The organism is Halpernia sp. GG3 (genome assembly GCF_052976925.2).
Window position 1 is genome coordinate 345,446 of record NZ_JBRIIR020000017.1, and the last position, 25,431, is coordinate 370,876.

General features: G+C 33.3%; 24 protein-coding genes and 3 tRNA genes. 7 read left to right on the plus strand and 20 right to left on the minus strand.

Features of this window, described 5'->3' with window-relative positions; translation table 11 throughout:
* Positions 1 to 440: 440 nt before the first annotated feature.
* The 3 genes from gdhA to ACVBED_RS11065 all read right to left on the minus strand — a co-directional run bounded on the left by gdhA (position 441) and on the right by ACVBED_RS11065 (position 3,892).
* The gene (gene gdhA, locus ACVBED_RS11055; RefSeq protein WP_447120329.1) at positions 441 to 1,799 is read right to left on the minus strand and encodes an NADP-specific glutamate dehydrogenase; all 1,359 of its coding nucleotides are present in this window, start codon (positions 1,797 to 1,799) and stop codon (positions 441 to 443) included.
* A 181-nt stretch (positions 1,800 to 1,980) separates the two neighbouring features.
* Positions 1,981 to 3,090, minus strand: a complete 1,110-nt coding sequence (gene dprA / locus ACVBED_RS11060; protein ID WP_473095011.1) for a DNA-processing protein DprA — start codon at positions 3,088 to 3,090, stop codon at positions 1,981 to 1,983.
* A gap of 31 nt (positions 3,091 to 3,121) precedes the next feature.
* Positions 3,122 to 3,892 (minus strand): rhomboid family intramembrane serine protease, encoded by a 771-nt coding sequence (locus ACVBED_RS11065; RefSeq protein ID WP_447120616.1) that lies wholly within the window; start codon positions 3,890 to 3,892, stop codon positions 3,122 to 3,124.
* A 171-nt stretch (positions 3,893 to 4,063) separates the two neighbouring features.
* Here ACVBED_RS11065 and ACVBED_RS11070 point away from each other — a divergent pair, with 171 nt between their 5' ends.
* Complete coding sequence (locus ACVBED_RS11070) at positions 4,064 to 5,170, plus strand: DUF3078 domain-containing protein (RefSeq protein ID WP_447120332.1); 1,107 nt, start codon at positions 4,064 to 4,066, stop codon at positions 5,168 to 5,170.
* Between the two features lie 270 nt (positions 5,171 to 5,440).
* Here the strand turns inward: ACVBED_RS11070 and ACVBED_RS11075 are convergent, their stop codons facing one another.
* From ACVBED_RS11075 to fbaA, 12 genes are all read right to left on the minus strand, one after another.
* On the minus strand, positions 5,441 to 6,049 hold the full coding sequence (locus ACVBED_RS11075) for an alpha-ketoglutarate-dependent dioxygenase AlkB family protein (protein WP_447120333.1): 609 nt from the start codon (positions 6,047 to 6,049) through the stop codon (positions 5,441 to 5,443).
* Between the two features lie 92 nt (positions 6,050 to 6,141).
* Complete coding sequence (locus ACVBED_RS11080; protein WP_447120334.1) at positions 6,142 to 7,674, minus strand: YifB family Mg chelatase-like AAA ATPase; 1,533 nt, start codon at positions 7,672 to 7,674, stop codon at positions 6,142 to 6,144.
* 85 nt (positions 7,675 to 7,759) lie between these two features.
* Entirely contained in the window at positions 7,760 to 8,842 is a 1,083-nt protein-coding gene (locus tag ACVBED_RS11085) for a mannose-1-phosphate guanylyltransferase (protein WP_447120335.1), read from the minus strand.
* A complete protein-coding gene (locus tag ACVBED_RS11090) occupies positions 8,832 to 9,440 on the minus strand; it encodes a SprT-like domain-containing protein (protein WP_447120336.1) in 609 nt (202 codons plus the stop codon). Before ACVBED_RS11090 ends, ACVBED_RS11085 begins: the two co-directional genes overlap by 11 nt.
* The gene (locus ACVBED_RS11095) at positions 9,441 to 10,769 is read right to left on the minus strand and encodes a TolC family protein (RefSeq protein WP_447120337.1); all 1,329 of its coding nucleotides are present in this window, start codon (positions 10,767 to 10,769) and stop codon (positions 9,441 to 9,443) included. It lies immediately after the preceding gene.
* 156 nt (positions 10,770 to 10,925) lie between these two features.
* The gene (locus ACVBED_RS11100; protein WP_447120338.1) at positions 10,926 to 12,716 is read right to left on the minus strand and encodes a MutS-related protein; all 1,791 of its coding nucleotides are present in this window, start codon (positions 12,714 to 12,716) and stop codon (positions 10,926 to 10,928) included.
* Between the two features lie 4 nt (positions 12,717 to 12,720).
* Complete coding sequence (locus tag ACVBED_RS11105) at positions 12,721 to 13,107, minus strand: hypothetical protein (protein WP_447120339.1); 387 nt, start codon at positions 13,105 to 13,107, stop codon at positions 12,721 to 12,723.
* A gap of 37 nt (positions 13,108 to 13,144) precedes the next feature.
* Positions 13,145 to 14,548, minus strand: coding sequence for a nucleoside recognition domain-containing protein (locus ACVBED_RS11110; RefSeq protein WP_447120340.1), 1,404 nt, complete (start codon positions 14,546 to 14,548; stop codon positions 13,145 to 13,147).
* A gap of 46 nt (positions 14,549 to 14,594) precedes the next feature.
* The gene (locus ACVBED_RS11115) at positions 14,595 to 16,310 is read right to left on the minus strand and encodes a M14 family metallopeptidase (protein ID WP_447120341.1); all 1,716 of its coding nucleotides are present in this window, start codon (positions 16,308 to 16,310) and stop codon (positions 14,595 to 14,597) included.
* Between the two features lie 107 nt (positions 16,311 to 16,417).
* On the minus strand, positions 16,418 to 16,927 hold the full coding sequence (locus ACVBED_RS11120) for a DUF6973 domain-containing protein (RefSeq protein ID WP_447120342.1): 510 nt from the start codon (positions 16,925 to 16,927) through the stop codon (positions 16,418 to 16,420).
* Between the two features lie 58 nt (positions 16,928 to 16,985).
* Positions 16,986 to 17,837 carry an acetyl-CoA carboxylase, carboxyltransferase subunit beta gene (gene accD, locus ACVBED_RS11125; RefSeq protein WP_447120343.1) on the minus strand — a complete coding sequence of 284 codons (852 nt, stop codon included), beginning with the start codon at positions 17,835 to 17,837 and terminating at the stop codon, positions 16,986 to 16,988.
* Positions 17,838 to 17,912: 75 nt separating this feature from the next.
* A complete protein-coding gene (gene fbaA / locus ACVBED_RS11130; RefSeq protein ID WP_447120344.1) occupies positions 17,913 to 18,980 on the minus strand; it encodes a class II fructose-bisphosphate aldolase in 1,068 nt (355 codons plus the stop codon).
* Positions 18,981 to 19,128: 148 nt separating this feature from the next.
* On the opposite strand from fbaA, the gene ACVBED_RS11135 reads away from it, so the two are divergent.
* Positions 19,129 to 19,383, plus strand: a complete 255-nt coding sequence (locus ACVBED_RS11135) for a hypothetical protein (RefSeq protein ID WP_447120345.1) — start codon at positions 19,129 to 19,131, stop codon at positions 19,381 to 19,383.
* A 10-nt stretch (positions 19,384 to 19,393) separates the two neighbouring features.
* Here the strand turns inward: ACVBED_RS11135 and ACVBED_RS11140 are convergent, their stop codons facing one another.
* From ACVBED_RS11140 to ACVBED_RS11160, 5 genes are all read right to left on the minus strand, one after another.
* The gene (locus ACVBED_RS11140) at positions 19,394 to 20,260 is read right to left on the minus strand and encodes an NAD kinase (protein ID WP_447120346.1); all 867 of its coding nucleotides are present in this window, start codon (positions 20,258 to 20,260) and stop codon (positions 19,394 to 19,396) included.
* An 86-nt stretch (positions 20,261 to 20,346) separates the two neighbouring features.
* On the minus strand, positions 20,347 to 21,000 hold the full coding sequence (locus tag ACVBED_RS11145; RefSeq protein WP_447120347.1) for a CBS domain-containing protein: 654 nt from the start codon (positions 20,998 to 21,000) through the stop codon (positions 20,347 to 20,349).
* A gap of 89 nt (positions 21,001 to 21,089) precedes the next feature.
* On the minus strand, positions 21,090 to 21,986 hold the full coding sequence (locus tag ACVBED_RS11150) for a DMT family transporter (protein WP_447120348.1): 897 nt from the start codon (positions 21,984 to 21,986) through the stop codon (positions 21,090 to 21,092).
* Complete coding sequence (gene aat, locus ACVBED_RS11155; RefSeq protein WP_447120349.1) at positions 21,976 to 22,626, minus strand: leucyl/phenylalanyl-tRNA--protein transferase; 651 nt, start codon at positions 22,624 to 22,626, stop codon at positions 21,976 to 21,978. Before aat ends, ACVBED_RS11150 begins: the two co-directional genes overlap by 11 nt.
* A 66-nt stretch (positions 22,627 to 22,692) precedes the next feature.
* Positions 22,693 to 23,073, minus strand: coding sequence for a DUF3127 domain-containing protein (locus tag ACVBED_RS11160; protein ID WP_447120350.1), 381 nt, complete (start codon positions 23,071 to 23,073; stop codon positions 22,693 to 22,695).
* A 160-nt stretch (positions 23,074 to 23,233) separates the two neighbouring features.
* Between ACVBED_RS11160 and ACVBED_RS11165 the strand changes: the two genes are divergently transcribed.
* From ACVBED_RS11165 to ACVBED_RS11185, 5 genes are all read left to right on the plus strand, one after another.
* Positions 23,234 to 23,318, plus strand: a tRNA-Leu gene (locus ACVBED_RS11165).
* Positions 23,319 to 23,336: 18 nt separating this feature from the next.
* A tRNA-Gly gene (locus ACVBED_RS11170) sits at positions 23,337 to 23,412 on the plus strand.
* A gap of 6 nt (positions 23,413 to 23,418) precedes the next feature.
* A tRNA-Leu gene (locus ACVBED_RS11175) sits at positions 23,419 to 23,502 on the plus strand.
* A 173-nt stretch (positions 23,503 to 23,675) separates the two neighbouring features.
* Positions 23,676 to 23,855: a histone H1 gene (locus tag ACVBED_RS11180; RefSeq protein ID WP_447120351.1), complete on the plus strand. Its 180-nt coding sequence runs from the start codon at positions 23,676 to 23,678 to the stop codon at positions 23,853 to 23,855.
* A gap of 157 nt (positions 23,856 to 24,012) precedes the next feature.
* Complete coding sequence (locus tag ACVBED_RS11185) at positions 24,013 to 25,242, plus strand: MFS transporter (protein WP_473095012.1); 1,230 nt, start codon at positions 24,013 to 24,015, stop codon at positions 25,240 to 25,242.
* The last annotated feature ends 189 nt before the right edge of the window (positions 25,243 to 25,431 follow it).

Below are 25,431 nucleotides of genomic sequence, written 5' to 3' on the forward strand. Positions count from 1 at the left end.
CATTTTGACTTGTAAATATTTAATTTTATTTATAAAGCCTTAATTAAGTTTCTGATTATTTTTCAGACACGAAGTTCGATATATGCCACGATTAGATTATAACAGATACAACCCAAAGATGTCTACATCGACGTCATACTAATTTACTGTAAATATATAAAATTTCCTACTAAATAGCTTTGTTTTGCGGGATATTTAAACTGACGCTAATAAAAAGCGGTTCATGTTCTTGACGACTATTTCATATTTAAATAATTCTTTTTTTTCTAATTTAATTCGACGGCTCTAAATAAATTGACAACTTCTCTAAACGTATTCTTTAATTGCAGTTTAATAATCAAATCAAAAGTTTTTTTTCATATAAAAATCATCACTCCACTTTTCAGTATAAATCAAAAAAAACCCGAAATTTCTTCCGGGTTTATAAATGTTTTTTAAGTTTAAACTACTCCCTGCGCTAGCATTGCTTCAGCAACCTTTACGAAACCTGCTATATTAGCACCTTTCACATAGTTTACGTAACCGTCTTCTTCTTTACCGTAATTTCTACAAGCGGTATGAATGCCAATCATAATTTCTTTTAAACGTGCATCTACTTCTTCAGAACTCCAATTTAAACGAATCGAGTTTTGCGTCATCTCTAAACCGGAAGTGGCAACACCACCCGCATTGGATGCTTTACCAGGAGAAAATAAAACTTTATTATCTACAAAATAATTGATAGCTTCCAGATCACACGGCATATTTGCAGCTTCAGTAACGCACATTACGCCATTTTCCACCAATTTTTTAGCATCTGTTAGATCTAATTCATTTTGTGTAGCAGCAGGAATTGCAACGTCACATTTCACCTCCCAAGGATGTTTACCTGCGTGAAACTCTGCTTCAGGATATTTTTTCAAGTAATCTTCAGCACGGTTGTTACCACTTGCTCTAAGCTCTAATAAATAATCAATTTTATCTCCAGAAATACCGTCTTTGTCGTAAATATAACCGTCTGGACCAGAAAGTGTAACCACTTTCCCACCTAATTCATCCACTTTTTTAATAACTCCCCATGCTACATTTCCAAAACCGGAAACTGCGAAGATTTTATCTTTAATAGTTTCGTTAATGGTTTTCAGCATTTGCTCACAGAAATAAACAACTCCATAACCTGTCGCTTCCGGACGGATCAATGAACCTCCATAAGCAATACCTTTTCCAGTAAGAACCCCTGTAAATTCATTTCGGATTTTTTTATACTGACCGAATAAATAGCCAATTTCGCGTGCTCCAACGCCGATATCACCAGCTGGAACGTCAGTTTGCGGACCGATGTGCTTGCAAAGTTCTGTCATGAATGCCTGACAAAAACGCATCACCTCCATGTCAGATTTTCCTTGTGGATCAAAATCTGCACCTCCTTTTCCTCCGCCCATTGGCAAAGTAGTTAATGAATTTTTGAAAACTTGCTCAAAAGCTAAGAATTTTAGAACCGACAAATTTACAGTCGGATGAAAGCGGATCCCTCCCTTATAAGGTCCAATTGCAGAGTTCATCTGTATTCTAAAACCACGGTTCACTTGTATCTCACCACTGTCGTCAATCCACGGAACACGAAAGATAATTGTTCTTTCTGGCTCTGACATTCTTTCTAGAAGTTTCATTCCGCTATACTCCTTTCGTGTAGCAATGAAAGGAAGGACTGTAATCGCGACTTCTTTTACTGCTTGTAAAAATTCTGGTTCGTTAGGATTTTTGGCTTCGATTTTAGAAATAAATTCTTCAATTTTTTGTTCTATCGTGTAATGTTCCATTATATATATGTTAAGTAAACAAATTTAAATTTTTTTTGTAATCCCGCAAACGATTTTATAATATTTATGAAAATAGGGATTTTTGCCCGTATAATTTTATTAATCTCACAAAATTAAAGTCTGTTATAATAATTTTTAAAGATAATAGAAATTTAGCTAACTTATCAACAAAAGACAATAATTAAATTACAGAAAATTGTTTCCCTGAAAAGCTTTTCAAAAGTCCTAAAAGCTCTAATTCTAAAATTACACCCGAAATTTTATAGGCAGGTTGCTCTAATTTTTGGGCTAAATCATCTAAACTGATTTTATGGTTTTGAGCGATAATATTATAAACCATTTCCTGTGATGCTGTAAGCATTTTTTTTATTTCTGATGTAGGGAAAAGACCTTCCATTTTTTCTTTCGGCTCGGTAAACCGAAGATTTTCTAAAAGTAAATCTATGGTAGAAATAATTTGGGCTTTATTCTGAAAAATAAGTTGGTTGCAACCTTGGCTGTATTTATCAGAGATTTTTCCCGGCAATGCGAAGACGTCTCGGTTATAAGAATTGGCAAAAGTGGCCGTGCTCATTGATCCGCCCCCAAAAGCAGATTCTACCACAATTGTGGCTGGAGAAAGGCCTGCTATTAATCGGTTTCTTTGGATGAAATTTTCACGATCGGGCTTTTGGGAAGAATTAAATTCGGTAAATAAACAGCCACCAAGTTCTAAAATTTCGTCCGAAAGTTTTTTATTTTTTGAAGGATAGAACGTGTGAAAACCGTGGGCTAAAACACCAACTGTACCAATACTATTTTTGATGGAATGATGGTGAACTTCGGCATCTGCTCCCAAAGCGAGACCACTGATTGTAATGCAGTTTTGTGTCTTTAAAGCTTCCGTTAGATCTTTAATGAATAATTTACCGTAAGACGTAATATTGCGCGTACCGACAATGCTAACTTTTTTCTTCTCTTCATCAAAATTTCCTTTTTTGTAGAGAATGGCTGGTGCGTCTTCACATTCATTTAGTAATATAGGAAAGTGACTTTGATGCCTAAGACAAACTTTTATATTATTTTTTTCACAAAATTTCAATTCATTTTCTGCAAATTTCAAGTTTTCAGAATTACCAATTTCTTTAGAAATTTTTGAACCAATACCCGTAATCTCTCTTAAACCAGACTTTGAAATGTCCCACACTTCCTTTGCGGAACCCACAGCTTCTACTAATTTTTGAAAATTAATATCACCAATCAAATTGGTTCTTCGTAATGCGATGGAGTAAAGATGTTCTTCTGAAAACATATTGGCTTAGTTAAACCAAAACTACACAATTTTAGTGATTTTTTCTAATATCGTCCAAGCGATCCCAAATGTCATCTTTCTTTTTATAGGGTAATTCATTAAAATGTTCGGGATTCTGTTCTTTATATGCTTGCCAAAGTTTGTCATCTTTCTCGCTATAATAATTTGTAAATTGCCAGATAAACCGTCTTTTTTTGTCACCCATCTTTTTAAACATATAAGCCATTACGCTTCCAATTAAAGCGCCGGCAAGATGTGTTTGCCAAGAAATTTTACTGGGTTCAGAAAGATGGGAAAATAATTCTTCCGGCAACATGCCCCAAATTAGACCACCATAGTATAAAGCGACTACGAGTGAAATAGCGAGGAGCTTCATATCCCAGCGAAAAAGACCACTAAAAAACAGAAAAAATGCCATCAGATAAACCAATCCGCTTGCCCCAATTACACATGTGTAGGAATATTGCCCGGTGAAAATGTCAATAGGAGGCAAAAGCCATACTAAAAGTCCCGTTAATACCCAGCCTAAAAAGAAGACCAAGTTAGCCACTTTTGGATAAAATTGGTACAGCAGAAACATCAAAATCGCAATCGGAAAACTGTTTCCAATGATGTGCTCAAAGCCGCCATGTAATAAAGGCGCAAAGAAAATCCCCTTTAAACCTTCGGGAGCTAAAGGAATTATCGCACCACTGCAGTTCTCAAAAAGCCCGTGTATTTGCAGCATAAAAACAAGCCACATTGCGCTCAGCATGAGAAAAGGATATAAAACTGCCCGAAATGTATTTGAATTTTTAAACATCACCAATCTTGCGTTCAAATCTAAAGCCAACAATATAAGTAAGTAAATTTGGCAAAAAAAAGTCGTAAATTACTAATTTCAGCCACTTTGTTATTTTTTTATAATGCCATTTTTTTCCCCGTTTTATTTTATTATTCAATACTTTTGTACTTATTTTTAAAATAATTTCCAATGAGATTTGCACTTTTTCTACTACTACTTTCTGGACTTTCTAAAGCACAGGATTCTACTTTCGTTAAATCTATTGATTCTATCAACGAATTAAATTGGAAAAAAAACACTGTTAGTTTAGATAGTCTTACAAATATTAAACTGTCTCGTGTTTATATAAATCCCGTGGATACGTTGGCTATTAATTCAGATTTTTTAATGCCTCAAACGCCAAAAGACATTCCATTTACGCCCTATAATCTTTTAAGAACAAAAGATCCAAAAAGATGGTTTTATTTCGGTCAAAATAATTTAATTTTTAACCAGTCGTCCTTTTCAAACTGGAACTCCGGTGGCAATAACAATATTGGTGTAATCGGTAAACTCAGCTATCAAATCAACTATAAAAAAGACCGTCATTTTGTGGATTATAATTTTAAAATGGGTTATGGTTTTGTGGCTTCTGCAGGTCAATCTACCAGAAAAACTGATGATTATATAGATTTAAGCGCCAATTATGGTTATGATATTGGCAAGAATTATTACCTATCCACAGGATTTCAGTTTTTATCACAATTTATGCCGGGTTACAATTACAGCACAACACCCGAGCCTTCAAAAAGTGATAAGATTTCTAACTTTCTAGCACCGGGCTATATTAACATAGGATTAGGTGTTTCGTATAATCCTCAAGAAAATTTTCAAATTATTTTTAGGCCTATTAACGGTAAATTTACAATTGTCGCAGATCCGCAACTTCAAAAAGTTGGAAATTTTGGTTTAGAACGGGATGGTCAAAGTTTGAGGAGTGAATTAGGTGCGATGCTTAATTTGCAGTACCGCTTACAAATATTAAAGGATATTAATTTTACCAATAGCATTAATTTTTTTACAAATTATCTTTTTCATCCTGAGCGTGTAGACATTGCTTATAGTGGAATTTTAAATCTAAAATTTAATAAATTTATCAGCACTTTAGTAACTTTAGATTTATTGTATGACCATGATCAGGTTCAGAAGTTGCAGATTAAACAAACTTTAGGCGTTGGAGTTTCTTATAATTTTGGATTTGTAGATGATGACAATACTTTTAAAAAGAGAAGCATAAAACCTTTTATCAGCCAGTAATTTTTGGGCATTCTGCTTTTTCTATTTAGAAAAGCAGCCGGGCTATTCGCTATATCTTTTCTTGGCTAAGGCTTATTTTCATTATTATTTTCCTTCCCCATCGTAAGAAAACGGATGCCGCTACTATCCCTTTTGCAGAATTATGTTAAAATATAACTTCTTAGAAAAATCAAATAAAGTCTATTTTTTTTGACGTGTTTTCACATATGAAATTCCTGTGTTGACAAATTCTATCTACCAGATGGTATTCAGAAAAGTAATTTAATAATTTCAAGTAGAAATCGTTCTGAAGGTTAAATTTATACGGGGGGTTTTTATAAGTTTAGTTGGGGGCAGTCTGTGAAGCCAGTTTTTTTGCGTTTCGCCTATCATTACCAACAAACTTCCAGCTTCCAGGTTAAAATCTATCCTTTCTTTAGTTGTTTTATGCTTAAATGAAAACTTTCGTTTAGCGCCGAAACTTAAAGAGGCAATTGCTCCGTTCATTTTTAAATCTTTTTCGCCATCGCTGTGATAAGCCATTCCTTCTTCACCAGAATGATATAGATTTAGCAAACAAGAATTATATATTTCGCCTGTTTTTTGTTCTACTACATTTTTTAAAAAAAGTAAATCGTCCGTAAATTTTAAAGCTTTTTTAGTGCGATTAGAATAAGTGTATTCAAAATCTTCTTCTGCATACCAAGCTACTTTTCTTTTGGTATAAATTAATTTTCCAAATATTACGGCTTCGTCATTTTTCCACTCAATTTCATTTAATAGATTTAAATAAAATTTCTGCGCTTCCATTTCCGAAAATATTTTTCCTAAATATTTGACCGTTCCGTCATAAGGTAAGTAGTTTTTCTCTGCAGAAAATTCTTCTTGAAATAATTCCATTAAATAAAAATTAACAATGACCTAAAAATACATAATTTTATTAGATAAAAAATTTTGAATCTGCACCATTTGAAAAAAATTTAAACAGACCTTTACGCATTCCAAAATTCACGATCTAAACTTCGGTATTGAATTGCTTCCCCAATATGTGATGAATTTAATTTTTCACTTTGATCTAAATCAGCAATGGTTCGGGACACTTTTAAAATTCTGTCATAAGCCCTTGCCGAAAGTCCTAGTTTTTCCATCGCAACTTTAATTAAATTTTGAGAAACTTCATCAAGTTCACAATATTTTTCAATTTCTTTCGGTCCCATTTGAGCATTGTAGCTGATTTCCAAATCTTTATAACGCTCGGTTTGAGATTCACGTGCGATTAAAACCCGCTCCCTAATTGTCAAACTGCTTTCTCCTTTCCGTTTGTCTGTGAGTAAATCAAATTCAACTTTTTGTACTTCAATGTGAATGTCAATTCTGTCTAAAAGGGGCCCCGAAAGTTTATTCATATAGCGCTGCATCTCTAAAATAGATGAGGTATTTTTTGGATCGTCTGGAAAATAACCGCTTGGGCTCGGGTTCATAGAAGCAACAAGCATAAAACTTGCAGGATAATTGACAGAAAATCTGGCTCGTGAAATGGTAACTTCACGGTCTTCCAAAGGTTGTCTCATCACTTCCAAAACAGTTCTTTTAAATTCTGGCATTTCATCTAAAAATAAAACGCCGTTGTGTGCTAATGAAATTTCTCCCGGTTGTGGATAACTACCACCTCCAACTAAAGCAACATCAGAAATAGTGTGATGCGGCGCTCGAAAAGGCCGAACTGTTAACAAACTTGTATTTGTTCCCATTTTTCCTGCCACGGAATGAATTTTTGTGGTTTCCAGTGCTTCTTTTAAAGTTAATGGTGGCAAAATACTGGGAACTCTTTTAGCTAACATTGTTTTTCCACTTCCAGGCGGACCGATAATGATAATATTGTGACCACCTGCAGCTGCAACTTCCATCGCGCGTTTTGCATTTTCTTGTCCTTTTACTTCAGAAAAATCAAACGGAAAAAAATTTATTTTATCCTGAAATTCTTTGCGGGTGTCAATTATGGTCCGTTCTAACGGAATTCCGTCATTAAAAAAATCGATAACTTCTTTAATGTTGTCCACCCCGTAAACTTCTAAACTGTTTACAATTGCGGCTTCTTTGGTATTTTGTTTTGGTAAAATAATGCCTTTAAAACCTTCTTCCCGGGCTTTAATTGCGATCGGCAGAATACCTTTTAATGGCTGTAAACCTCCGTCCAGTGAAAGTTCTCCCATAATAATATAATCACCAAGATTTTCCGCTTTTATTTGGTCGGAAGCGGCAAGAATCCCTATCGCAATACTAAGATCGTAGGCAGAACCTTCCTTACGCAGGTCTGCAGGTGCCATGTTAATAGTAATTTTTTTCCCGGGAAGTTTATAACCAACATTTTTTAATGCTGCAGAAATTCTAAAACTACTTTCTTTAATTGCAATATCCGCCAAACCAACCAAATTATAGCCGACACCTTGGTCAACATTTACTTCAATTGTGATAGTCTGAGCGGAAACGCCGTGAATAGCGCTACCGAAAATTTTTACCAACATTTACAATAATTAATTATTAAAATTAAGGAAAAATTGTGGAATTATTGATAAAAAGACAAATTGTAAAGTTTCAAACAAAGATAACTTACATAAATTTTTCTCCCTTTTTAAAGTTTTTTAGTTCCAAAACGTAATCTTTTATAAGTTGATCGTTCTCTTTTGGGCAAATTAAAAGTGCTTTTTCAGTATCTATAATAATGTAATTTTCTAAACCATCCACGATAGCAGCTTTATTATTATTCTTTAATTTGATAATACTTCCCTTAGAATTGTAGGTTAAAATATGTTTTGATTTAAAGGCATTTTGATTCTCATCTTTTTCTGAATTTTCGTAAACTGAAGACCAGGTTCCTAAATCACTCCAGCCTAAATCTGCAGGTATTACATAGACGTTTTTTGCCTTTTCCAGAATACCATTGTCGATTGAAATTTTATTTACCTTTGGATAAATCCTCTCAATACAGGCATTTTCTCCGTCATTGTTATATTCACATTCCGAAAATTGCTGAGTCATTTCCGGCATTAAATCGTTAAAAGCTTTTTTAATACTTTTCACATTCCAGATAAAAATTCCGGCATTCCAAAGAAAATCACCCGACTCTATAAAAGTTTTTGCAATCTCTAAATCTGGCTTTTCAGTAAATGTTTTAACTTTAAAATAGGTTTCATCCTTTTTATCCATAAACTGAATATAACCGTAACCGGTGTCGGGACGGGTTGGCTTGATGCCGAGGGTAACTAGATAATCGTTTTTTTCTGTAAGCGCAAATGCCTTTTTCACTTTTTCTAAAAAAACATCCTCTTTTAAAATTAAATGATCTGCAGGTAAAATTATGATATTTGCTTCAGGATTTTTATCCTCTATTTTATTAACCATTAAAAGATTGCAGGCTGCCGTATTTTTCATCATAGGTTCACCTACGATGTTTTCTTTTGATACTTCTGGAAGTTGTTGGCTGCTTATTTCGACATATTCTTTATTAGTAATTATAAAAATATTTTCGACCGGAATTAATTTACTAATGCGGTCAAATGTCTGTTGAATCATCGTTCTACCGGTTCCCAAAATATCCTGAAACTGTTTTGGGTTTTTTTGGGTACTCATTGGCCAAAAACGACTACCAATTCCACCAGCCATTATGACACAATATTGATTTTTAACTTCCATTACAATTTTTGATTTTTTCTACTTTCGCTAGCGGTTTAAAGATGTATTTTTTACCGTTAGTAAGATTTTCACAAAGATAATTCTTTTTAAGTTTCTGTCGAATTGCATAAATATGCTTCTTATAAAAAAAAGAATCTCCTACTTCTAAAGACTCTATAAAAGTCTCATCACCAGATAAATCGTTTTTATGAAAAAATTTTACTATCGGTCCACTTGCCATGAAGTTGGCTTTTGGCGACTTTGAAAATTGTATGATATGTGGCTTTAATTCTTCTGAATAAGCGTTTAAACTTTCCAGTAGCATTTCACGAAAAGTGGATTTCCATTCTGATCCGTGTGGTGCAATTCGTTTGGTTTTAAAATTATAAAATGCAATTAAATGCGCCAGTTCATGGGTTAAGACAAAGAAAAATAATTCAGGCTGAAGATTGTGATTGATAGTGATTTTATGCGAACCATCATTTAACCTTTGATAATCTCCTAATTTACTGTTGCGGGAGCGCGAAATATGCAAGTGGACCTGATGCGACGCAAACCAAATTTTTAAATAAGGAAATGCGGAATCGGGTAAATAATTTTGTAAAATTTGGTTGGACATTTATAAACTTAAAGGAATCCCAGCGTAGAAATTTAAAAGCTTTAAGCTGAAAAGATAATTGTATTTTGCTTGTGCGACAGATCCTTGCGCATTTGCAGAATTGTTTCGAGCGTTGCTTAAATCATAGATTGTAGTTAATCCCGCATCAAAACTTTTCTGTGCAAAGTCTAAAGCTAAAGCACTGCTCTTTTCTGCTTGTGTCGCTGAAAGAAAACTTTCGTAATTGCTTTCCGCGTCAAACTGAGCCTTTTGTACATTCTGTTTCACAGTTTGTTTTTGCTGTTCCAAATTATTTCTCGCAACATCTTCATTTATTTTAGACTGCTCAACCTGAATTCTAGTTATTCCCTTGTTAAAAACAGGAATATTTGCCGTAAGCCCTATTTGCTGTCCAAAATTATTTGAATATTGATTAAAAGCACTTTGCTGAACTAGTCCTCCATTCGTGTTAGACAAAGAATTGTAATAGAAGGTCCCAAATCCAGCTGTTGCAGAAATTGCAGGCCAAAACGCAGTTTTTGTAACTTCTGTTTCAGCTACAGCCGAAGAAATTCTACTTTCAGCGGCCTTTATTTCCGGTCGATCTTTTGTTGCTTTATCTAAAATATTTTCGGCAGAAAAAAGTGGCGCGTCCAGTTGATTATCGACAGGGACATTTACAATCTCAAAAGTTTTATAATCTGGCAATTGTAAAAGTTGAGCAAGTGCAAATAAACTTCTTTTCGTATTGATTTCTGCTGTATTTACATTTTGTTTTTCTCTTGCAAGTGACGCGTCTGCTTCAGCAAGTACTGTTTTAGCCGTTGTTCCAACATCAGTAGTTATTTTCGCACGGTCATATACTTTTTGTGCATTTTGCAAACTGCTTTGTGAAATTTTTACAATTTCTTTGTTTAACAAAATTGATAAGTATTGCTGTGCAATTTGTAAAGAAATATCATTTTTAATAGTTTCCGTATCAAACTGAGTGGCTTGCACATCAAACTCAGTTTTTCTGATCTGCTTTTCTAACCGGCCATAATTAAAAAGCAAAATATTTGCGCCAATATTCACATTATTATTAAAATTATCATTCCTGCGAATAGTACCAAAAACATCCTGTCCTTGTCCAAAATTACCATTATTTGCAACTGCTGCAGAGACACCAGGTAAATACTGGCGTTTTGCAGCCTTTAAATTTAAGTCCTGATTATTTTTTGTTAAACCACTTTGTAAAATTTGTAAGTTATTTTGCAACGCATAATTCACACACTCTTGTAAAGTCCATTGTTTTTGCGCAAAAGCAAAACTTGAAGAAATAAAAAGAGAAAATAGAATGAATTTTTTCATTTGAATTTTTTTATATTTTTTAGATCAAATGCAACAACCTAAGGAAAAATTACAACTATTTAGCAATTTTAATCATAGTTATTTCATGAATAGTCTTAGAGAATAAGTTGACTTTATTTATAAAATGTTACACTAATTAAAATTTATGAACTGAAATTATCCGTCAATTATCCCAAATTTCCTCATTAAATAAATAGCATTCATGCTTTTCGTTACACCGTTTTGAAGTTTATAATCTGTAAGTAATTCACCATTTTCATTTTGAAGTTCAAAACAATAATTTCTAATTTTTTGCGGAAATTTGTCTTCAATTTTGGTTAATTCTAAATCGTGTGTTGCAATGAGACATGAAAAAAGAGTAGAAGATTTCATTAATTTTTCTAAAAATAATTCTGAACCAGTAAGTTTGTCCTGTGAGTTGGTGCCTTTTAGAATCTCATCTAAAATGATAAACTGTGGAGTACTTTTTTCTAAATTTTCTATCAAACCTCTCAATCTTAAAATTTCCGCGTTAAAGTAAGAAGTGCCATCGCTCAAAGAATCGCTTGTTCGCATGGAAGTAAATAAATTCATAGGAATAAAACTGAATTTTTCTGCCGCAACCGGACAACCAATCATTGCAAGAATTAAATTCGTTCCAATTGCACGCAGGAAAGTACTTTTTCCAGTCATATTTGCACCAGTAATAATTGATATTTCTGTGTTTTGTGAAATTTCAAAATTATTAGATACTACCTCTTTTTGAAATAATAATGGATGAATTAATTTTTTTACATCTAACTTTTCTCCTGAAATTGAAATTTCCGGAAAAATATAATGTGGGTTTTTAAAACTAAAAATCCCCAAGGAAATTAATGCCTCCAATTCTGCGAAGGCTTCAAACCATTGTGGCAGATCATGCTCAATATTTTTAATTTGTTTCTCAATTTTTATCGCAAAATAGAGTTTCCACAGAAAAAAATTATTTAGGATAACACCAATATTACTGAATCCACTTTCATAATTTCTCAGTAAACGTGAAAGCTTTTCAATCTCTTTCCTTGAAGAATTACTTTTTCCAGAAATAAATTTACTTTGTAGATGGACATTTAATTTCTGTTCGAAATTTTCATTCTCAATGAGCGAAAATAGAGATAAAAACTGTTCATATTGTGTAGAATTAAATTCCAGATTTCCGGAAATTTGCTCAAAATTTTTCTTATAATGGGTTAAAGTAAATTGAGATACTACTAGAATTCCAGCAAAAATTAAAGTTAAATAAAGGCCCGAAGTTGTAATGAAAAATAAAGAAATTATAACGCCGAAGGTAATAATCGGAACCAGAATTACGGCAACTTTTGCCAAAGGTTGATTTTCAAAAACAGCTTCTTTGAATTCAGGATGGTTTATATTGCCTTTTATGTCAAGGTTTTTCGCCAAGGTCAAAAAATGAATATTCCATTTTATTTTTTTAGACAACTCTTGAATTGATTTTTGTTGCAAAACAATTTTGTCTTTTTCTAAATTTAAATTTAGAAGAAAATCTTTTAATTTATTTTTTCCTAAATTACTTTCACAGTAACTTAAATTTGAAAACAAGGAATTTTTCCCTAAAATATCTAAGTCTTTTGCAAAGGCGTGATCATCAATATTTTCATCAAGATTTAAACCTGTTTCAAATTCTGTTTTCGTAATGATTTGATTCCCAATATGCAGATAATTTTTGATAAATAATAACTGCTGCTTTACATTGACCAATAAAAAACCTAAAGCAAAAAATAAAAAAACGAAGAAAATCCCAAGGTATAAATGAATTTTTAAGCCACTTTCAAAAATATAATATTGCAATAAAAAGTAGGTAAGCGCAAGAAAAGTTACCACTCGAAACCAACCTAAGAGACTTTGCTTTTTCTTTATTTTTTGCAGTTCAATTTTCTTCTCAGAAAGTAGCACATGTAAATCTTCCATTAAATTAAACCTTCTTTAGTTCGCCAATTCTGGTAATGATTGGCAAAGCGAAAACGCCACTTTTCTGCAGATAATTTTCATAACCCATAATTGCTTTTTGCTGGTAATTTTCATTTTTATTTTCCTTCCATTGGTAATAAAATAAATTCCCGATCAATAGAAAATAATCCACATGATTGCGGTCTTCTAGATCAAAAACCATTTGTTTCATTTCATCTGTAGAAATTTCTGCATATGTTTTGAAATCCATTTTAAAAATATCGCGTAAGGCAACATCAAAATCCAGCTCTTTTTCCATTAAACTTTCTTCAGGTTTCCCCAAAAGTAATTTTTCCAAAGAAGTTGAAAGTTGACGCACCAAGCGCAGCGTAAAGTCTTTATCTTGAATCATTTATATTATATTTTTAATTTAAAATTTTTTAATTTAATTATGCAAAAAACAAATAAGCCAAAATTACCGACACAATAACGCCAACCAGATCTGCCAAAAGCATCGCAGTAACTGCATATCTTGTGTTTTTAATTCCGACCGCACCAAAATAAACGGCGATCACATAAAAAGTAGTATCGGAACTTCCCTGTAAAATGGCTGATAATTTTCCCTGAAAACTGTCAGGACCGAAAGTTGTCATGGTATCAACCATCATTCCACGCGCGCCAGAACCTGAAAGTGGTTTTATCAAAGCCGTTGGAAGTCCGTCAACGAATCGTGTGTCGAGGTTTGCGAGGTTTGCGAGATATTTCATGCCGTCAATTATGACATCAAAAACGCCGGAAGTTCTTAACAATGAAATCGCGATCAACATTCCAACTAAATAAGGAATAATTTTTACAGAAACCCAAAAACCTTCTTTTGCGCCGTCAATAAAGGCATCGAAAACATTTATTTTTTTATAAAGTGCGCCCAAAACGATGGCTATAAAAATCAACAATATAATTCCGCTGCTTAAAACTTTACTGAAATTATCAAGATCTTCTTTATTTAATCTTACCAAATAAACGACCAATAATCCTATCAATGCAGAAATTCCACCAACATAAGCAATCACAACTGGTTGAAATAAATTTATTTTTTGATGGATTGACACAACGATCATCGCCGCTAAAGTTGCCGCAAAAGTTGCCATCATACAAGGCAGAAAAATATCAGTTGGCGTCACAGAATGCATTGAAGCACGAATTGCGATGATTGAAACTGGAATTAAAGTCATTCCGCCTGCGTGCAAACAGAGGAACATGATTTGCGAATTACTCGCGCGCTCTTTGTCGGGATTTAAAGTTTGTAAACTTTCCATTGCTTTTAAACCAAAAGGCGTCGCTGCATTATCTAAACCTAAAAGATTAGCGCTGAAATTCAATAACATATGTCCGAAAGCAGGATGATTTTTCGGAATTTCTGGGAATAATTTTGAAAAAAATGGCTGAATCATTCTACTTAAAAGATTAATCCCGCCAGCTCTTTCGGCAATCGCCATAAAACCCATAAAGAGTGTCATAATACCGATTAAACCAAGGCAAATATTCACTGCAACTTGGCTCGTTCCAATCACACCGTCGGTTTCCTGAATTCTATAAACTTGAACTTCGGCTTTTTCAGGGTTGTTTTTGTAATGAATTCTGCCGACGGCAAAATTGGGGGTTTTGTTTAAATTATTTAAAATAAATGGCGAAAGTTCTGCAGATTTTTTAGTGGCGATTTGAATAGTATCGCTGCCTTTTCCAACGACCATATCATTGAAAATACTGCCATAATTATTAGATGAAACATATTTTATACCCGCTACAAAAATAGCCACGATGATAAAGGCGCTCCAAATTTTGCTTAAAACCATTCAAAAAATTTAGGTAAAAATAAGGTATTTTTTTAAGTAAAATATTTTAAGGAATTCTATAAATTGGATATTGATTTAAAGACTTTTCAAAATATTTTGAGTTGCGGTAAATCCAATCCAGTTGGGTTTTTCCATCTTTTGCAAATGCAGCATCTTCGGCTTTTTTCTTCTCGAAATTTTCTTTTAAAGTAGAGTTTTCTTTTAACAATTTTCCAGCGGTATCTTCAAAAACATAAGCAGAAAAATATTCTTTTTGTCCTAAAAATGAATCAAAATAATTCCAATTAAAGAAAGAATCAACGGCCTCGGGTTCTAAAGTTTCAAGCAAATATTTTACACCTTTTTGTTTTAAAGGAATTAAATAATCGCCTTTTCTAAACTGAACTTTTTCTGTTGTCGTGGAAACCTCGGTGTTGAAGTGTAAATAGTGACCTTCGTATGCTTTAGGAACGGTTTTGTAATCTTTAATTTTATAAGATTGCACTGTAATTAAACTGTCATTTTTTAACTCAATAAATTGAATCTGATTTCTTTTTAAATTTTTTACTATTTGCCATTCAGACTGAGGAATCACATAATAACTTGGAATTACAATATTTTTTGTTGATTTATAAGCGTTGTAATAAGGAATTTTTTTAGTGTAAGGTTTTGTGCGGTCGTAAAATAATCGCGGAAATCCTGAAATTGCGCTCGGTTTCATACCGTCTTGAAAGCCTTTGAAATCTATTGTTTTAAATTTCGTAGAATCAATTGCAAATTGAATAGCGTAAAATTTTTTCGGCAAATATTGCTCGAGGTTTTTTTGTCTTAGTTGTTTTATTTTCAAATAGTTTTGGTCAAGATAAGTGATGTAACTGAGCATGTTTTCATAGGTCACTTTCACGCGGTCTTTGCAGGGTTTTAGCATGTGCGTTTCAGGAATAGTTCCGATGGTATTAAATAAAGAAGTGTAGCCTGTGGAATATCTGGGCGAATCCATAAATTGTGTAAAACCTTTTTCAGGGCTTTCCCCTTCGACTTCTACATAAGGAATTGGGTCGATATTTTTCTTTTTTAAATCTGTCACGATCCAATCATTCATTTCGCCGTGATAAAAATTTCCAAGCACATTTCCCAGACGCTCTTTATTAGTTAGAATATAGGTCAAAGTGTATTGGTAATCCGCGCCATCACTCACATGATTATCGATGAAAACATCCGGATTTAAGGTTTGAAATATCTTTTGAAAACTATCAGAATTTTTAGAATCTGTTTTTATAAAATCCCTGTTTAAATCTAAATTTCTAGCATTTCCACGAAAACCATATTCTTCGGGACCATTTTGATTGGCTCGTGAAAAACTGCCACGATTAAGCATTCCACCAATATTGTAAACTTCGATGGCAGCAATTATTGTATTTTCTGGCGCTTTTAATTTACCTGTTGCATAATCGCGCATCATCATCATTGTGGCATCGATACCGTCTGGTTCGCCTGGATGAATACCATTATTAATAAAAATTACCGCTTTATTTGTAAAAAATTTAGGATTAAAAACTTTGTCTGGATTAAACAGGACTAATCGTAAAGGTTCATTTGCGTCTGTAGAACCCAAATCAATGACTTTTATTTTATCAAAAATTTTCTCAAGATTTTCATAATATTTTACGACTTCAGGATAGGTTGCAGATTGATTTCCGTTTCCTTTTTCAAATGGTGTAAGATATTGACTTTGAGCAAATAAAGTAGCTGAGAAGAGAAGGAATATAAATTTTAGTTTCATAATTTAATTTAAATAGAGTTTTCTAAACAACTGGATTAAGCGATGAATAGATTAAAATCAGCTGGGATTACAACGGGTATATTTAGTTAAGTATTAAAAAAAATCTTTTAATCTTCCAAATAAACTAAGTTTCCTTCAAAGTTATGATTTAGATCTTTTAAAACTTTAGCCTCAGCAGTTTTTTCTTTTAATTTTTCAATAAAAAAAGAAGTTTCAAAAAACTGTCGGTGAACTTCCGTAAGCATTCCCATGAAAAAATCCATCCCGAATTTATTGTTATTAAGATCCATTTTCGTCTCTAATGGTTTATTTGGAAAAAGTTCTTCATGTAAATCCGTCATTTTTTTACAGAAAATTAAAGACTTTTTCGGTGAAGAAATTTTGCAGCAATACATCATTATCAAGCAGCACCAAAGTGCATGGCGAAAGGCATTTCCCGCGCCGTTATTAGAGTTTGTTTTTGGATATTCCTTTTTAGCAATATTAAAAGTTTTAAGGGTCGCGTAAAAAGAGATTAGTGTAAATAAGGGATTTCTTAGAAACAAACGAATCAGTTTCCAGATTTTCTCAAAAGTTAGAGACCGTAATGAGTTAATTAATATTTTAAAAGTTCTCATAAAAGAAATCTCTCCGGTAAAAGAGAGATTATCAATAAATTAATGTGAATTTTATATTTTATGCATTCGTTAAAAGTCGAACGGTTTGTGATACTTTTTCTCTAATGTTTGTTCTTTTAACGATAAAATCTACAAAGCCTCTTTCCTGTAAAAATTCTGAGGTTTGAAAACCTTCCGGTAAATCTTTACCAATTGTTTCACGAATCACACGCGGGCCAGCAAAACCGATTAATGCGCCAGGTTCTGCCATAATGATGTCTGCAGTCATTGCGAAAGAAGCAGTAATTCCGCCAAAAGTGGGATCACATAAATACGCGATATAAAGCAAACCTTCTTCTGATAATTGCGCTAATTTCGATTGAACTTTCGCCAATTGCATCAAAGAATATGTTGCTTCCTGCATTCTCGCGCCGCCTGACTGAGAAATAATCATGTAAGGCAATCTTTTTTCAATACAGTAATCTACCGCTCTTCGGATTTTTTCTCCCATTACAGAGCCTAGTGAACCACCAATAAAGGCAAAATCCATACAGGAAATTACCATTTTTACTCCGTTCACTTCACCAACTGCATTTCTAATCGAATCGGTCAATTTTGTTTTGGCTTTTACTTCTTTAAGACGGTCTGTATAGGATTTTGTATCAACAAATTTCAACATATCGATACTTTCAACATCGGCGTTTAATTCTTTAAATTTTGCGCCGTCAAAAAGCATATCAAAATATTCTCTGCTTCCAATTCTTACGTGAAAATTATCTTCTGGGGAAACGTAATTATTTCTTTTAAGTTCCTCATATTCAATAGTTTTACCCGTCGGTGTTTTGTGCCAAAGACCTTGCGGTACATCTTTTTTATCTTCCGTAGAAGTCGTGATATTTTTAGCTTTTCTTTTAAACCAGTCGAATGCCATTCTTTATTGTTTTTAATGTATAAAGTAAAATGTACAAAGTTAAATCTACTTTATACATCGTACTTTTTACAAGTTTTATAGTGTGTCTATATTGTTTAAATCTTCAAACGCCTCAGTTAATCTTATAATAAAGGTTTCTTCACCTTTTCTCACCCAAACTCTTGGATCATAATATTTCTTATTAGGAATTTCCGCTCCGTCAGGATTTCCTACTTGAGATTGTAAATATTCCTGTTTTGAAATCATGTAATCTCTAATACCTTCTGTGTAAGCAAATTGCAAATCGGTATCGATATTCATTTTTATTACGCCATATCCAATTGCTTCTTTAATTTCTGCCTGAGTTGAACCGGAACCTCCGTGGAAAACAAAATTAATAGGATTTGATTTTGTTCCAAATTTTTCCTGAACGTATTTCTGAGAATTATCTAAAATTTTCGGTGTCAATTTTACATTTCCTGGTTTATAAACACCGTGAACATTACCAAAAGCCGCTGCAATTGTAAAGTTTGGTGAAACTTGTTTTAATCTTTCATAGCAGTAAGAAACTTCATCGGGCTGCGTATAAAGTTTTGAAGAATCTACGTCGGAATTGTCCACGCCATCTTCTTCACCTCCTGTAATTCCTAATTCAATTTCTAAAGTCATCCCAATCTTCGCCATTCTTTCAAAATATTTACAGGAAATATCCATGTTTTCTTCTAATGGCTCTTCGGATAAATCCAGCATATGAGACGAGTAAAGCGATTTGCCATATTGTTTGAAATAAATTTCGTTTGCATCCATTAAACCGTCAATCCAAGTCAATAATTTTTTTGCACAATGATCCGTATGTAATATGATGGTTGCCCCATATGCTTCTGCTAATGTATGAATGTGTTTTGCGCCCGCAATTGCCCCTAAAATTGCAGCTTGCTGGTTTTCATTGCTTAAACCTTTTCCGGCATTAAAGACAGAACCACCATTTGAAAACTGAATGATCAATGGCGCATTCGCTTTCACAGCAGCTTCCATAGCAGCATTCACGTTGCTAGAGCCGATGACGTTACACGCGGGTAAAGCAAATTTATTTTCTTTTGCATATTGAAAAATGTCTGATACTAATTCACCTGTGGCAACTCCGGCCGGAAACTTTCTGCTCATAATATGTTTTTAAAAAATTTTGTTTGAAAAGTACGGTAAAGTTAATGATTTATTTAAACTTAATATAATGCATAAATTTTTTAGTCCTGAAAAAATGTATTTAAATTTTAAATATTAATCTGATCTAAATTTTAGTTAAAATGTTTTTTTGGAAGAAAATGCAGGGAATATTTTTATTAAGAACAATAAAATGTACAGGCCTTCTCAAAATTGTAGGGAAACTTACGTAGCTAATATAGTGATCAATGAAATAATAGAAATAACAACCCAACTTTATACTGAAGAAATTTCGGAAAGTATTTTTCCTCCAAAGAATTATTTGGGGCTGCATACTTTTAACTCAATAGAAGGTATAGAAGTCTACGATTTTTTGAAAGAAGAGTGGTTTTGTCAATTAAAATAATTTTAATAAATCAATTTCGTTTATCATTTCCCCAAAGTAATTTTTGACGGATAGTTTCATAGAAACTTAAATTATTTGGCTGTACCAAAGCAATTTGAAAAGACGCTTTCCTTAATATAATTTCAATATTGGTATTCATGTGGCATAGTCTGGAATCCATCGAAAGCGTATATTGCGGCACACGACTTTCAATTTTCAATTTTATTTCTACATTATCATTTACCACCAAAGGTCTCACATTTAAATTATGCGGCGCTATGGGCGTAATTACGAAAACATTATTTTCAGGTGAAATTATTGGACCGCCGCAACTTAAATTATACGCAGTGGAACCAGTTGGCGTGGAAATGATTAGGCCATCGCCCCAAAAAACATTTAGAAATTCATCATTTAAAAAAGATTGTACGGTGATCATTGCAGTCGTTTCCTTGCGGGAAATACTAATGTCATTTATAGCATAAGGAAAAAATATACCCGAATTTGGAGCCACAATTTCTATTACCGAGCGGTAACTCAAAACATAATTTTGTGCTAATATTGAATCTAATTCATTAAAAACTTCCTCTTTTGTAAAACTTGAAAGAAAACCGAGTCTGCCAGTGTTTACACCAACAATAGGAATTTCTAAATCTTCAATAAAAATCAAGGCATTAAGAATGGTTCCGTCGCCGCCAAAACTAAAAAATAAGTCTACGTTTTGGTCTCTTAGATTTTTTTTATTAGAATAGGTTTGGAAATCTTTGGAAAAATTAAGACTTTCCACCATCATGTCATGCAGCGTCACTTCTACATTTTTCTTTTTAAGTTCTGATATAAATTTACTTAAATAAAGAAAAGTATCGAGATCTTTTTTTTGTGAATAAATGGCAGCTTTCATCTGATAATTTTAATGTTTTTATTTGTCAGATGGAACACTGAAAGCATTTCATTTATTTTGGACATTGAATAATGATATTTCATAATTTAAAATTCTAAATATTTTTGAAAAAAGCCAAAACGTGCTTTTAGAAGTTCTTCTTTTTCATCGTCATAATGTTTTACAACAACCTCGTACCCGTATCTTTCGAAGGTTTCATCAATTGAACTGAGATTTTCACTGCTGATTTTCAAAGTAATTTGTACATCATCACCCTCAACGGCACTAATGAAACTACCAAATATTTTTGCATTGTTTTCTTCTACAATTTTTGAAATTTCACTAAAAGAATAATCGCGGGCGTTTTTTTGAACGATTATAACCGCACCGTTTTCTGAAAACAAAGGATATTTCGAAAATTCATTAAAAATATCATCACAGGAAATATAACCTAAATACCGCTCCTCTTTATCTATGACAGGAACGAGATTAGAATTAAAAATATGAAAAAGTTTAATTGTATCTAATAAATGTCCGTCCTCTAAAACACCAAATCGTTCAAAATGAATCTCTAAAGTTTGCAAACTTCCTTCGGGACTTTCTTCCAAAAATGCGTGGCTAATTGCTCCTAAAAAAGTATTATTTCTGGTCACAAAAACGTGTGAATAAGAGAATTCTTTTGCCATTTCCGCGGCATTTTCGATAGAATCGTTAATATCAAACGCTGGAAAATCCTTTGAAATATAGTCTTGTATAAACATGGTGCTAATTTATGAAATAATTATGCAGTAGAAAATAACGTTTTGAGTAATAAATCGCTTTTTAAATGAAATCACTATTTAATAATTTACTAATTTTCGTTCAATTCAGTTTTCATTTTTTTTGCTCTTAAAAATATTAGTCCGCTAATAATTATTAACCCTCCGATAAACTGAAACGCAGTTAATTTTTCACCGTCTAAAATCCCCCACATTACTGCAACAATAGGCATCAATAATGTAACTGTTGATGCAAACAGAGGTGTAGAAATATTCATTAAACGATAATTAAGCATCATCGCTAATCCGGTCCCGAAAATTGATAAAAGTGAAACAAATCCTAAACCTTCGTAATGACTTCTATCAAAAGAAAATTCTTGAAAAAATCCCGCGAAAACCAAAGCGATCAAAGAAGGTAATATCAAAATAATTGAAAAGACAAAGGCTGATAAAACTTTAGCAGGAATAATTTGAAGTTTCGCTTTTACCGTCGTCATACTAATCGCGTAACATAAGGTCGCCACTAATAAAAGTAAAATAGGCCAGAGTTTGAAACCACCCGTTTCGCCCGTTGCAAAAGTCAGAATACAAGTTCCTGTAAAACTTATCGCAACGCCAATTAGCTGTCGTTTTGTAGTTTCAAATTTCCAGATTAAAAGTCCGATAATGATGATAAAAATTGGCATCATAGAATTGATAATTCCAGCAATGCTACTGGAAACTTTCGTTTCGGCGATCGGAAAAAGAAACATGGGAATGAAGTTTCCCGTGACAGCGGCTAAAATGAGCCATTTCAGTAATTTTTTTGGAAATAATTTAATTTTTAAAATGGCATAAGGCAAAAGAATAATACCTGCAATTAAAACCCGTAAAGCACCGACTTCAAAAGGATTGAAATGTTCCAAAGATTTTTTAATCAAAATGAAAGACGAGCCCCAGATCAAGGAAAGCACAATTAATAAAATCCACTTTTCTTTTTCAGGCTTCATTTTGTTTATTTAAAATTTTTAAATACGCTTGTTTAGAAATCATTTCTGCACCTAAACTTTCTAAATGGTCAGAGTGAATTTGGCAATCAATCAATTCGAATTTTTTTTTATTATTTGAAACAAAATTTATAAAGCCAGCTTTAGAGGCATTTGAAACTTCAGAAAACATGCTTTCACCACAAAAAACCTTGCCGATCTTCAAGCCATAAAACCCCCCAACTAACTTTTCGTTCTGCCAAACTTCTATACTTTGTGCAATGTTTTGCGAGTTAAGTTCTGCTAAAGAATCTATTAAAGAATCTGAAAGCCAGGTTCCGTCTTGATCTTTTCTCTCAATTTTTTGGCATTTTACTAAAACTTCTCTGAAGCATTTATTTTCCGTAAACTGAAATTCTTGTTTATTTAAAATTTTCCGCATCGATTTAGAAATTTTCAATTTATGAGGGAATAATACAAATCGTGGATCTGGGCACCACCAAAGAATTGCCTCACGTTCATTAAACCAGGGAAAAAGTCCGATTTCGTAGGCGTGCTTTAATCTTTCCGGCGAAAGGTCACCACCAATTGCCAATAAACCATCTTCAGAATCATAAAATTCTGGATTTGGAAAAGAAATTTCTTTTGAATTTAATAAGAACATTCTCTTTTAAAAATCAAATCCTGCACCAAAAGAGCAGGATTTAAAAATATCAATTATTTATTAATTTTAGAAAGGTAGATCATCTTCATCTTCAGCGAAAACATCTGTTGCATTTGCGGTAGAAGGAGTTGGTGTTGAACTTGGTGTTGCAGAAGTTGGTTCGGCAGAATTGGCATCTAGTTTTTCTACTCTCCATCCAACGATTGAGTTAAAATATTTCACCACATTGTCTGGGGAAGTCCATTCTCTCCCTCTAATATTGATCCCAACCTTCACTCTTTCACCTTCACTGAACTGACTTGCTAAATCTGCTTTGTCCTGAAGAAATTCTATACTAATTGGTTGCGGATATTGCTCTTCCGTCATCAGAATCATTTCTCTTTTCTGAAAACCGCTGTTAAAAGTCTGTAAATCAGTTATTTTTTTAATTGTACCTTGTAAATCCATGTTCTTGTTTTGTATGATGTAAAAGTAATAAAAATGATTTTAATTAAAAAAAATAGTCAGCTAAAATTATTTTTTTATTTTTTCTTTAGAAAAAGTTGGTGCAAAAAATAAAACGCTTTATATTTGCACTCACAAAAAAAGAAAAGAAGTTCATTTTAAGGCGGATGTGGTGGAATTGGTAGACACGCCAGACTTAGGATCTGGTGCCGTGAGGTGTGTGGGTTCGAGTCCCTTCATCCGCACCATTTTTTTGAAAATAAAACGCGAAAATAGCTCAGCTGGTAGAGCACGACCTTGCCAAGGTCGGGGTCGCGGGTTCGAGTCCCGTTTTTCGCTCCACTTTTTGCCTTGGTGGTGGAATTGGTAGACACGCAGGACTTAAAATCCTGTGTCCGTAAGGATGTACGGGTTCAAGTCCCGTCCGAGGTACTTTAAACGCTTATAATCGATTGATTATAAGCGTTTTTTTTATTTTAAAAATCCCTGATTATGCAAAGCATTTATAAATTTTTTTTATAAAATTCAATATTTTTTTTAAAAACCTTTGTAAATCGCTCTAAAATGCTATATTTGCTTCAATATATAACAATTTAATATTTATTATGAAAGAACTAATCGGAAAAATCAATGCAGAATTTGAAGCATTTACAAACGAATCAACTCAACAATCAGAAAAAGGCAATAAAGCAGCCGGAACTAGAGCTAGAAAATCTGCTTTAGAATTAAGCAAAATGTTTAAAGAATTTAGAAAAGTTTCTGTTGAAGCTTCTAAAACCAAATAATATTTTCTTTTGGAACGAATTAACCACACTTTTTAGTGTGGTTTTTTTATTAAAATTAATTTGTTTAGAACACCGTTAAATGGATTCAACGTTTTTTTGATTTTAAATAAATTTAATAAGTTCAATTTTTATACTCTATTAAGTTTATTTTTGCCAAATGATTTCACTGGAACCACTTCGTATCCTCAGGAATACTGAATTCCGAAACCTTCTCTCTGGCAGATTTGTACTAATTTTTGCTTTCAGAATGTTGGCAACGCTTTTAGGTTGGTGGGTTTATCAGTTAACAAAAGATCCACTTTCTATCGGTTTAATTGGTCTTTCAGAAGTTGTTCCCGCGGTTTCCACGGCACTTTATGCGGGACACGTAATTGATATGAACGAAAAAAAAAGGCTGCTGCTTATTTGTAATTACAGTTATGTCATTTTAATTGCTTTACTTTTAATTCCCGCCTTTATAGATTTAGGTTTTACAGGACATCAAACCACTTATTATATTTACAGCGTTATATTTTTTACCGGAATTGCGCGTGCTTTTATTGGTCCGATCGTCCCTTCCATGATTCCTAAAATCGTAAAAAAAGAAAATTTACCGAGCGCAATTACTTTAAACCAAGCCACATTTCTCACCGCAGCAGTTTGTGGACATGCAGTTGGCGGACTTTTAATTAGTTTCATCACTATAAAATGGACCATCGTGGTCATTGTCGCACTCGTTACGTTTGCCAGTTTTTTCTTTTGGAAAGTCAATCCGCAAGAGTCAGAACATAATAAAAAAGAAGTGCGAGTTTGGGAAAGTATGCGTGAAGGCATCCATTTTATTTACAAAACAAAAGTGATTTTAGGCGCCATATCTTTGGATATGTTCGCCGTTTTATTTGGTGGCGCCGTTGCTATGATCCCAGTTTATGCGAGCGATATTTTAAAAGTCGGTGCAGAAGGTTTTGGTTTTCTAAATGCCGCCTCAGATATTGGTTCAATGTGTATTATTGTCTTTTTGGCGCTCGTTCCTTTGCGTAAAAATCAAGGTAAAATTCTGCTTGTCGCCGTTGCTGCTTTTGGTTTGTGCATTATCGGTTTTGGTTTGTCAACTTGGTATTTTTTGTCTTTTGCTTTTTTAATGTTAAGCGGTATGGTAGATGGAATTTCTGTCGTAATTCGCGGCACCATCGTGCAGTTAAAAACACCAGATCATATTCGGGGACGCGTTTTGAGTGTAAATTCTATTTTCATAATGTCCAGCAATGAAATGGGTCAATTTGAAAGTGGCGTTGCTGCAAAATTACTCGGCGTGGTGCGTTCCGTGGTTCTCGGTGGTGTTATGACGGTGGCAATTTCCCTTTTCGTCGCCGGCGCTTTTCCGAAATTGCGTAAAATGGAATATTAGAGATTTTGGGAGCAAGAAAGTTATGTGCTTTTCCAATCTTACGCCCGCTTTCCACTATATCTTTTTTGGGGCTCGCTTCGATCGCACCAAAAAAGGATGCCGTTCCAAAACGAGAAGCGAGTTTCGACGATTCAATTAAAAAAATAAAATAGATGAGTCAATCGGGGCTAGAATTTCTGGTTTGCTTTT

Bases quoted from the DNA above. Each gene is read 5' to 3' on its own strand.
- gdhA (WP_447120329.1), bottom strand. From the start codon at position 1,799: ATGGAACATTACACGATAGAACAAAAAATTGAAGAATTTATTTCTAAA.
- dprA (WP_473095011.1), bottom strand. From the start codon at position 3,090: ATGTTTTCAGAAGAACATCTTTACTCCATCGCATTACGAAGAACCAAT.
- ACVBED_RS11065 (WP_447120616.1), bottom strand. From the start codon at position 3,892: ATGTTTAAAAATTCAAATACATTTCGGGCAGTTTTATATCCTTTTCTC.
- ACVBED_RS11070 (WP_447120332.1), top strand. From the start codon at position 4,064: ATGAGATTTGCACTTTTTCTACTACTACTTTCTGGACTTTCTAAAGCA.
- ACVBED_RS11075 (WP_447120333.1), bottom strand. From the start codon at position 6,049: ATGGAATTATTTCAAGAAGAATTTTCTGCAGAGAAAAACTACTTACCT.
- ACVBED_RS11080 (WP_447120334.1), bottom strand. From the start codon at position 7,674: ATGTTGGTAAAAATTTTCGGTAGCGCTATTCACGGCGTTTCCGCTCAG.
- ACVBED_RS11085 (WP_447120335.1), bottom strand. From the start codon at position 8,842: ATGGAAGTTAAAAATCAATATTGTGTCATAATGGCTGGTGGAATTGGT.
- ACVBED_RS11090 (WP_447120336.1), bottom strand. From the start codon at position 9,440: ATGTCCAACCAAATTTTACAAAATTATTTACCCGATTCCGCATTTCCT.
- ACVBED_RS11095 (WP_447120337.1), bottom strand. From the start codon at position 10,769: ATGAAAAAATTCATTCTATTTTCTCTTTTTATTTCTTCAAGTTTTGCT.
- ACVBED_RS11100 (WP_447120338.1), bottom strand. From the start codon at position 12,716: ATGGAAGATTTACATGTGCTACTTTCTGAGAAGAAAATTGAACTGCAA.
- ACVBED_RS11105 (WP_447120339.1), bottom strand. From the start codon at position 13,107: ATGATTCAAGATAAAGACTTTACGCTGCGCTTGGTGCGTCAACTTTCA.
- ACVBED_RS11110 (WP_447120340.1), bottom strand. From the start codon at position 14,548: ATGGTTTTAAGCAAAATTTGGAGCGCCTTTATCATCGTGGCTATTTTT.
- ACVBED_RS11115 (WP_447120341.1), bottom strand. From the start codon at position 16,310: ATGAAACTAAAATTTATATTCCTTCTCTTCTCAGCTACTTTATTTGCT.
- ACVBED_RS11120 (WP_447120342.1), bottom strand. From the start codon at position 16,927: ATGAGAACTTTTAAAATATTAATTAACTCATTACGGTCTCTAACTTTT.
- accD (WP_447120343.1), bottom strand. From the start codon at position 17,837: ATGGCATTCGACTGGTTTAAAAGAAAAGCTAAAAATATCACGACTTCT.
- fbaA (WP_447120344.1), bottom strand. From the start codon at position 18,980: ATGAGCAGAAAGTTTCCGGCCGGAGTTGCCACAGGTGAATTAGTATCA.
- ACVBED_RS11140 (WP_447120346.1), bottom strand. From the start codon at position 20,260: ATGAAAGCTGCCATTTATTCACAAAAAAAAGATCTCGATACTTTTCTT.
- ACVBED_RS11145 (WP_447120347.1), bottom strand. From the start codon at position 21,000: ATGTTTATACAAGACTATATTTCAAAGGATTTTCCAGCGTTTGATATT.
- ACVBED_RS11150 (WP_447120348.1), bottom strand. From the start codon at position 21,986: ATGAAGCCTGAAAAAGAAAAGTGGATTTTATTAATTGTGCTTTCCTTG.
- aat (WP_447120349.1), bottom strand. From the start codon at position 22,626: ATGTTCTTATTAAATTCAAAAGAAATTTCTTTTCCAAATCCAGAATTT.
- ACVBED_RS11160 (WP_447120350.1), bottom strand. From the start codon at position 23,073: ATGGATTTACAAGGTACAATTAAAAAAATAACTGATTTACAGACTTTT.
- ACVBED_RS11180 (WP_447120351.1), top strand. From the start codon at position 23,676: ATGAAAGAACTAATCGGAAAAATCAATGCAGAATTTGAAGCATTTACA.
- ACVBED_RS11185 (WP_473095012.1), top strand. From the start codon at position 24,013: ATGATTTCACTGGAACCACTTCGTATCCTCAGGAATACTGAATTCCGA.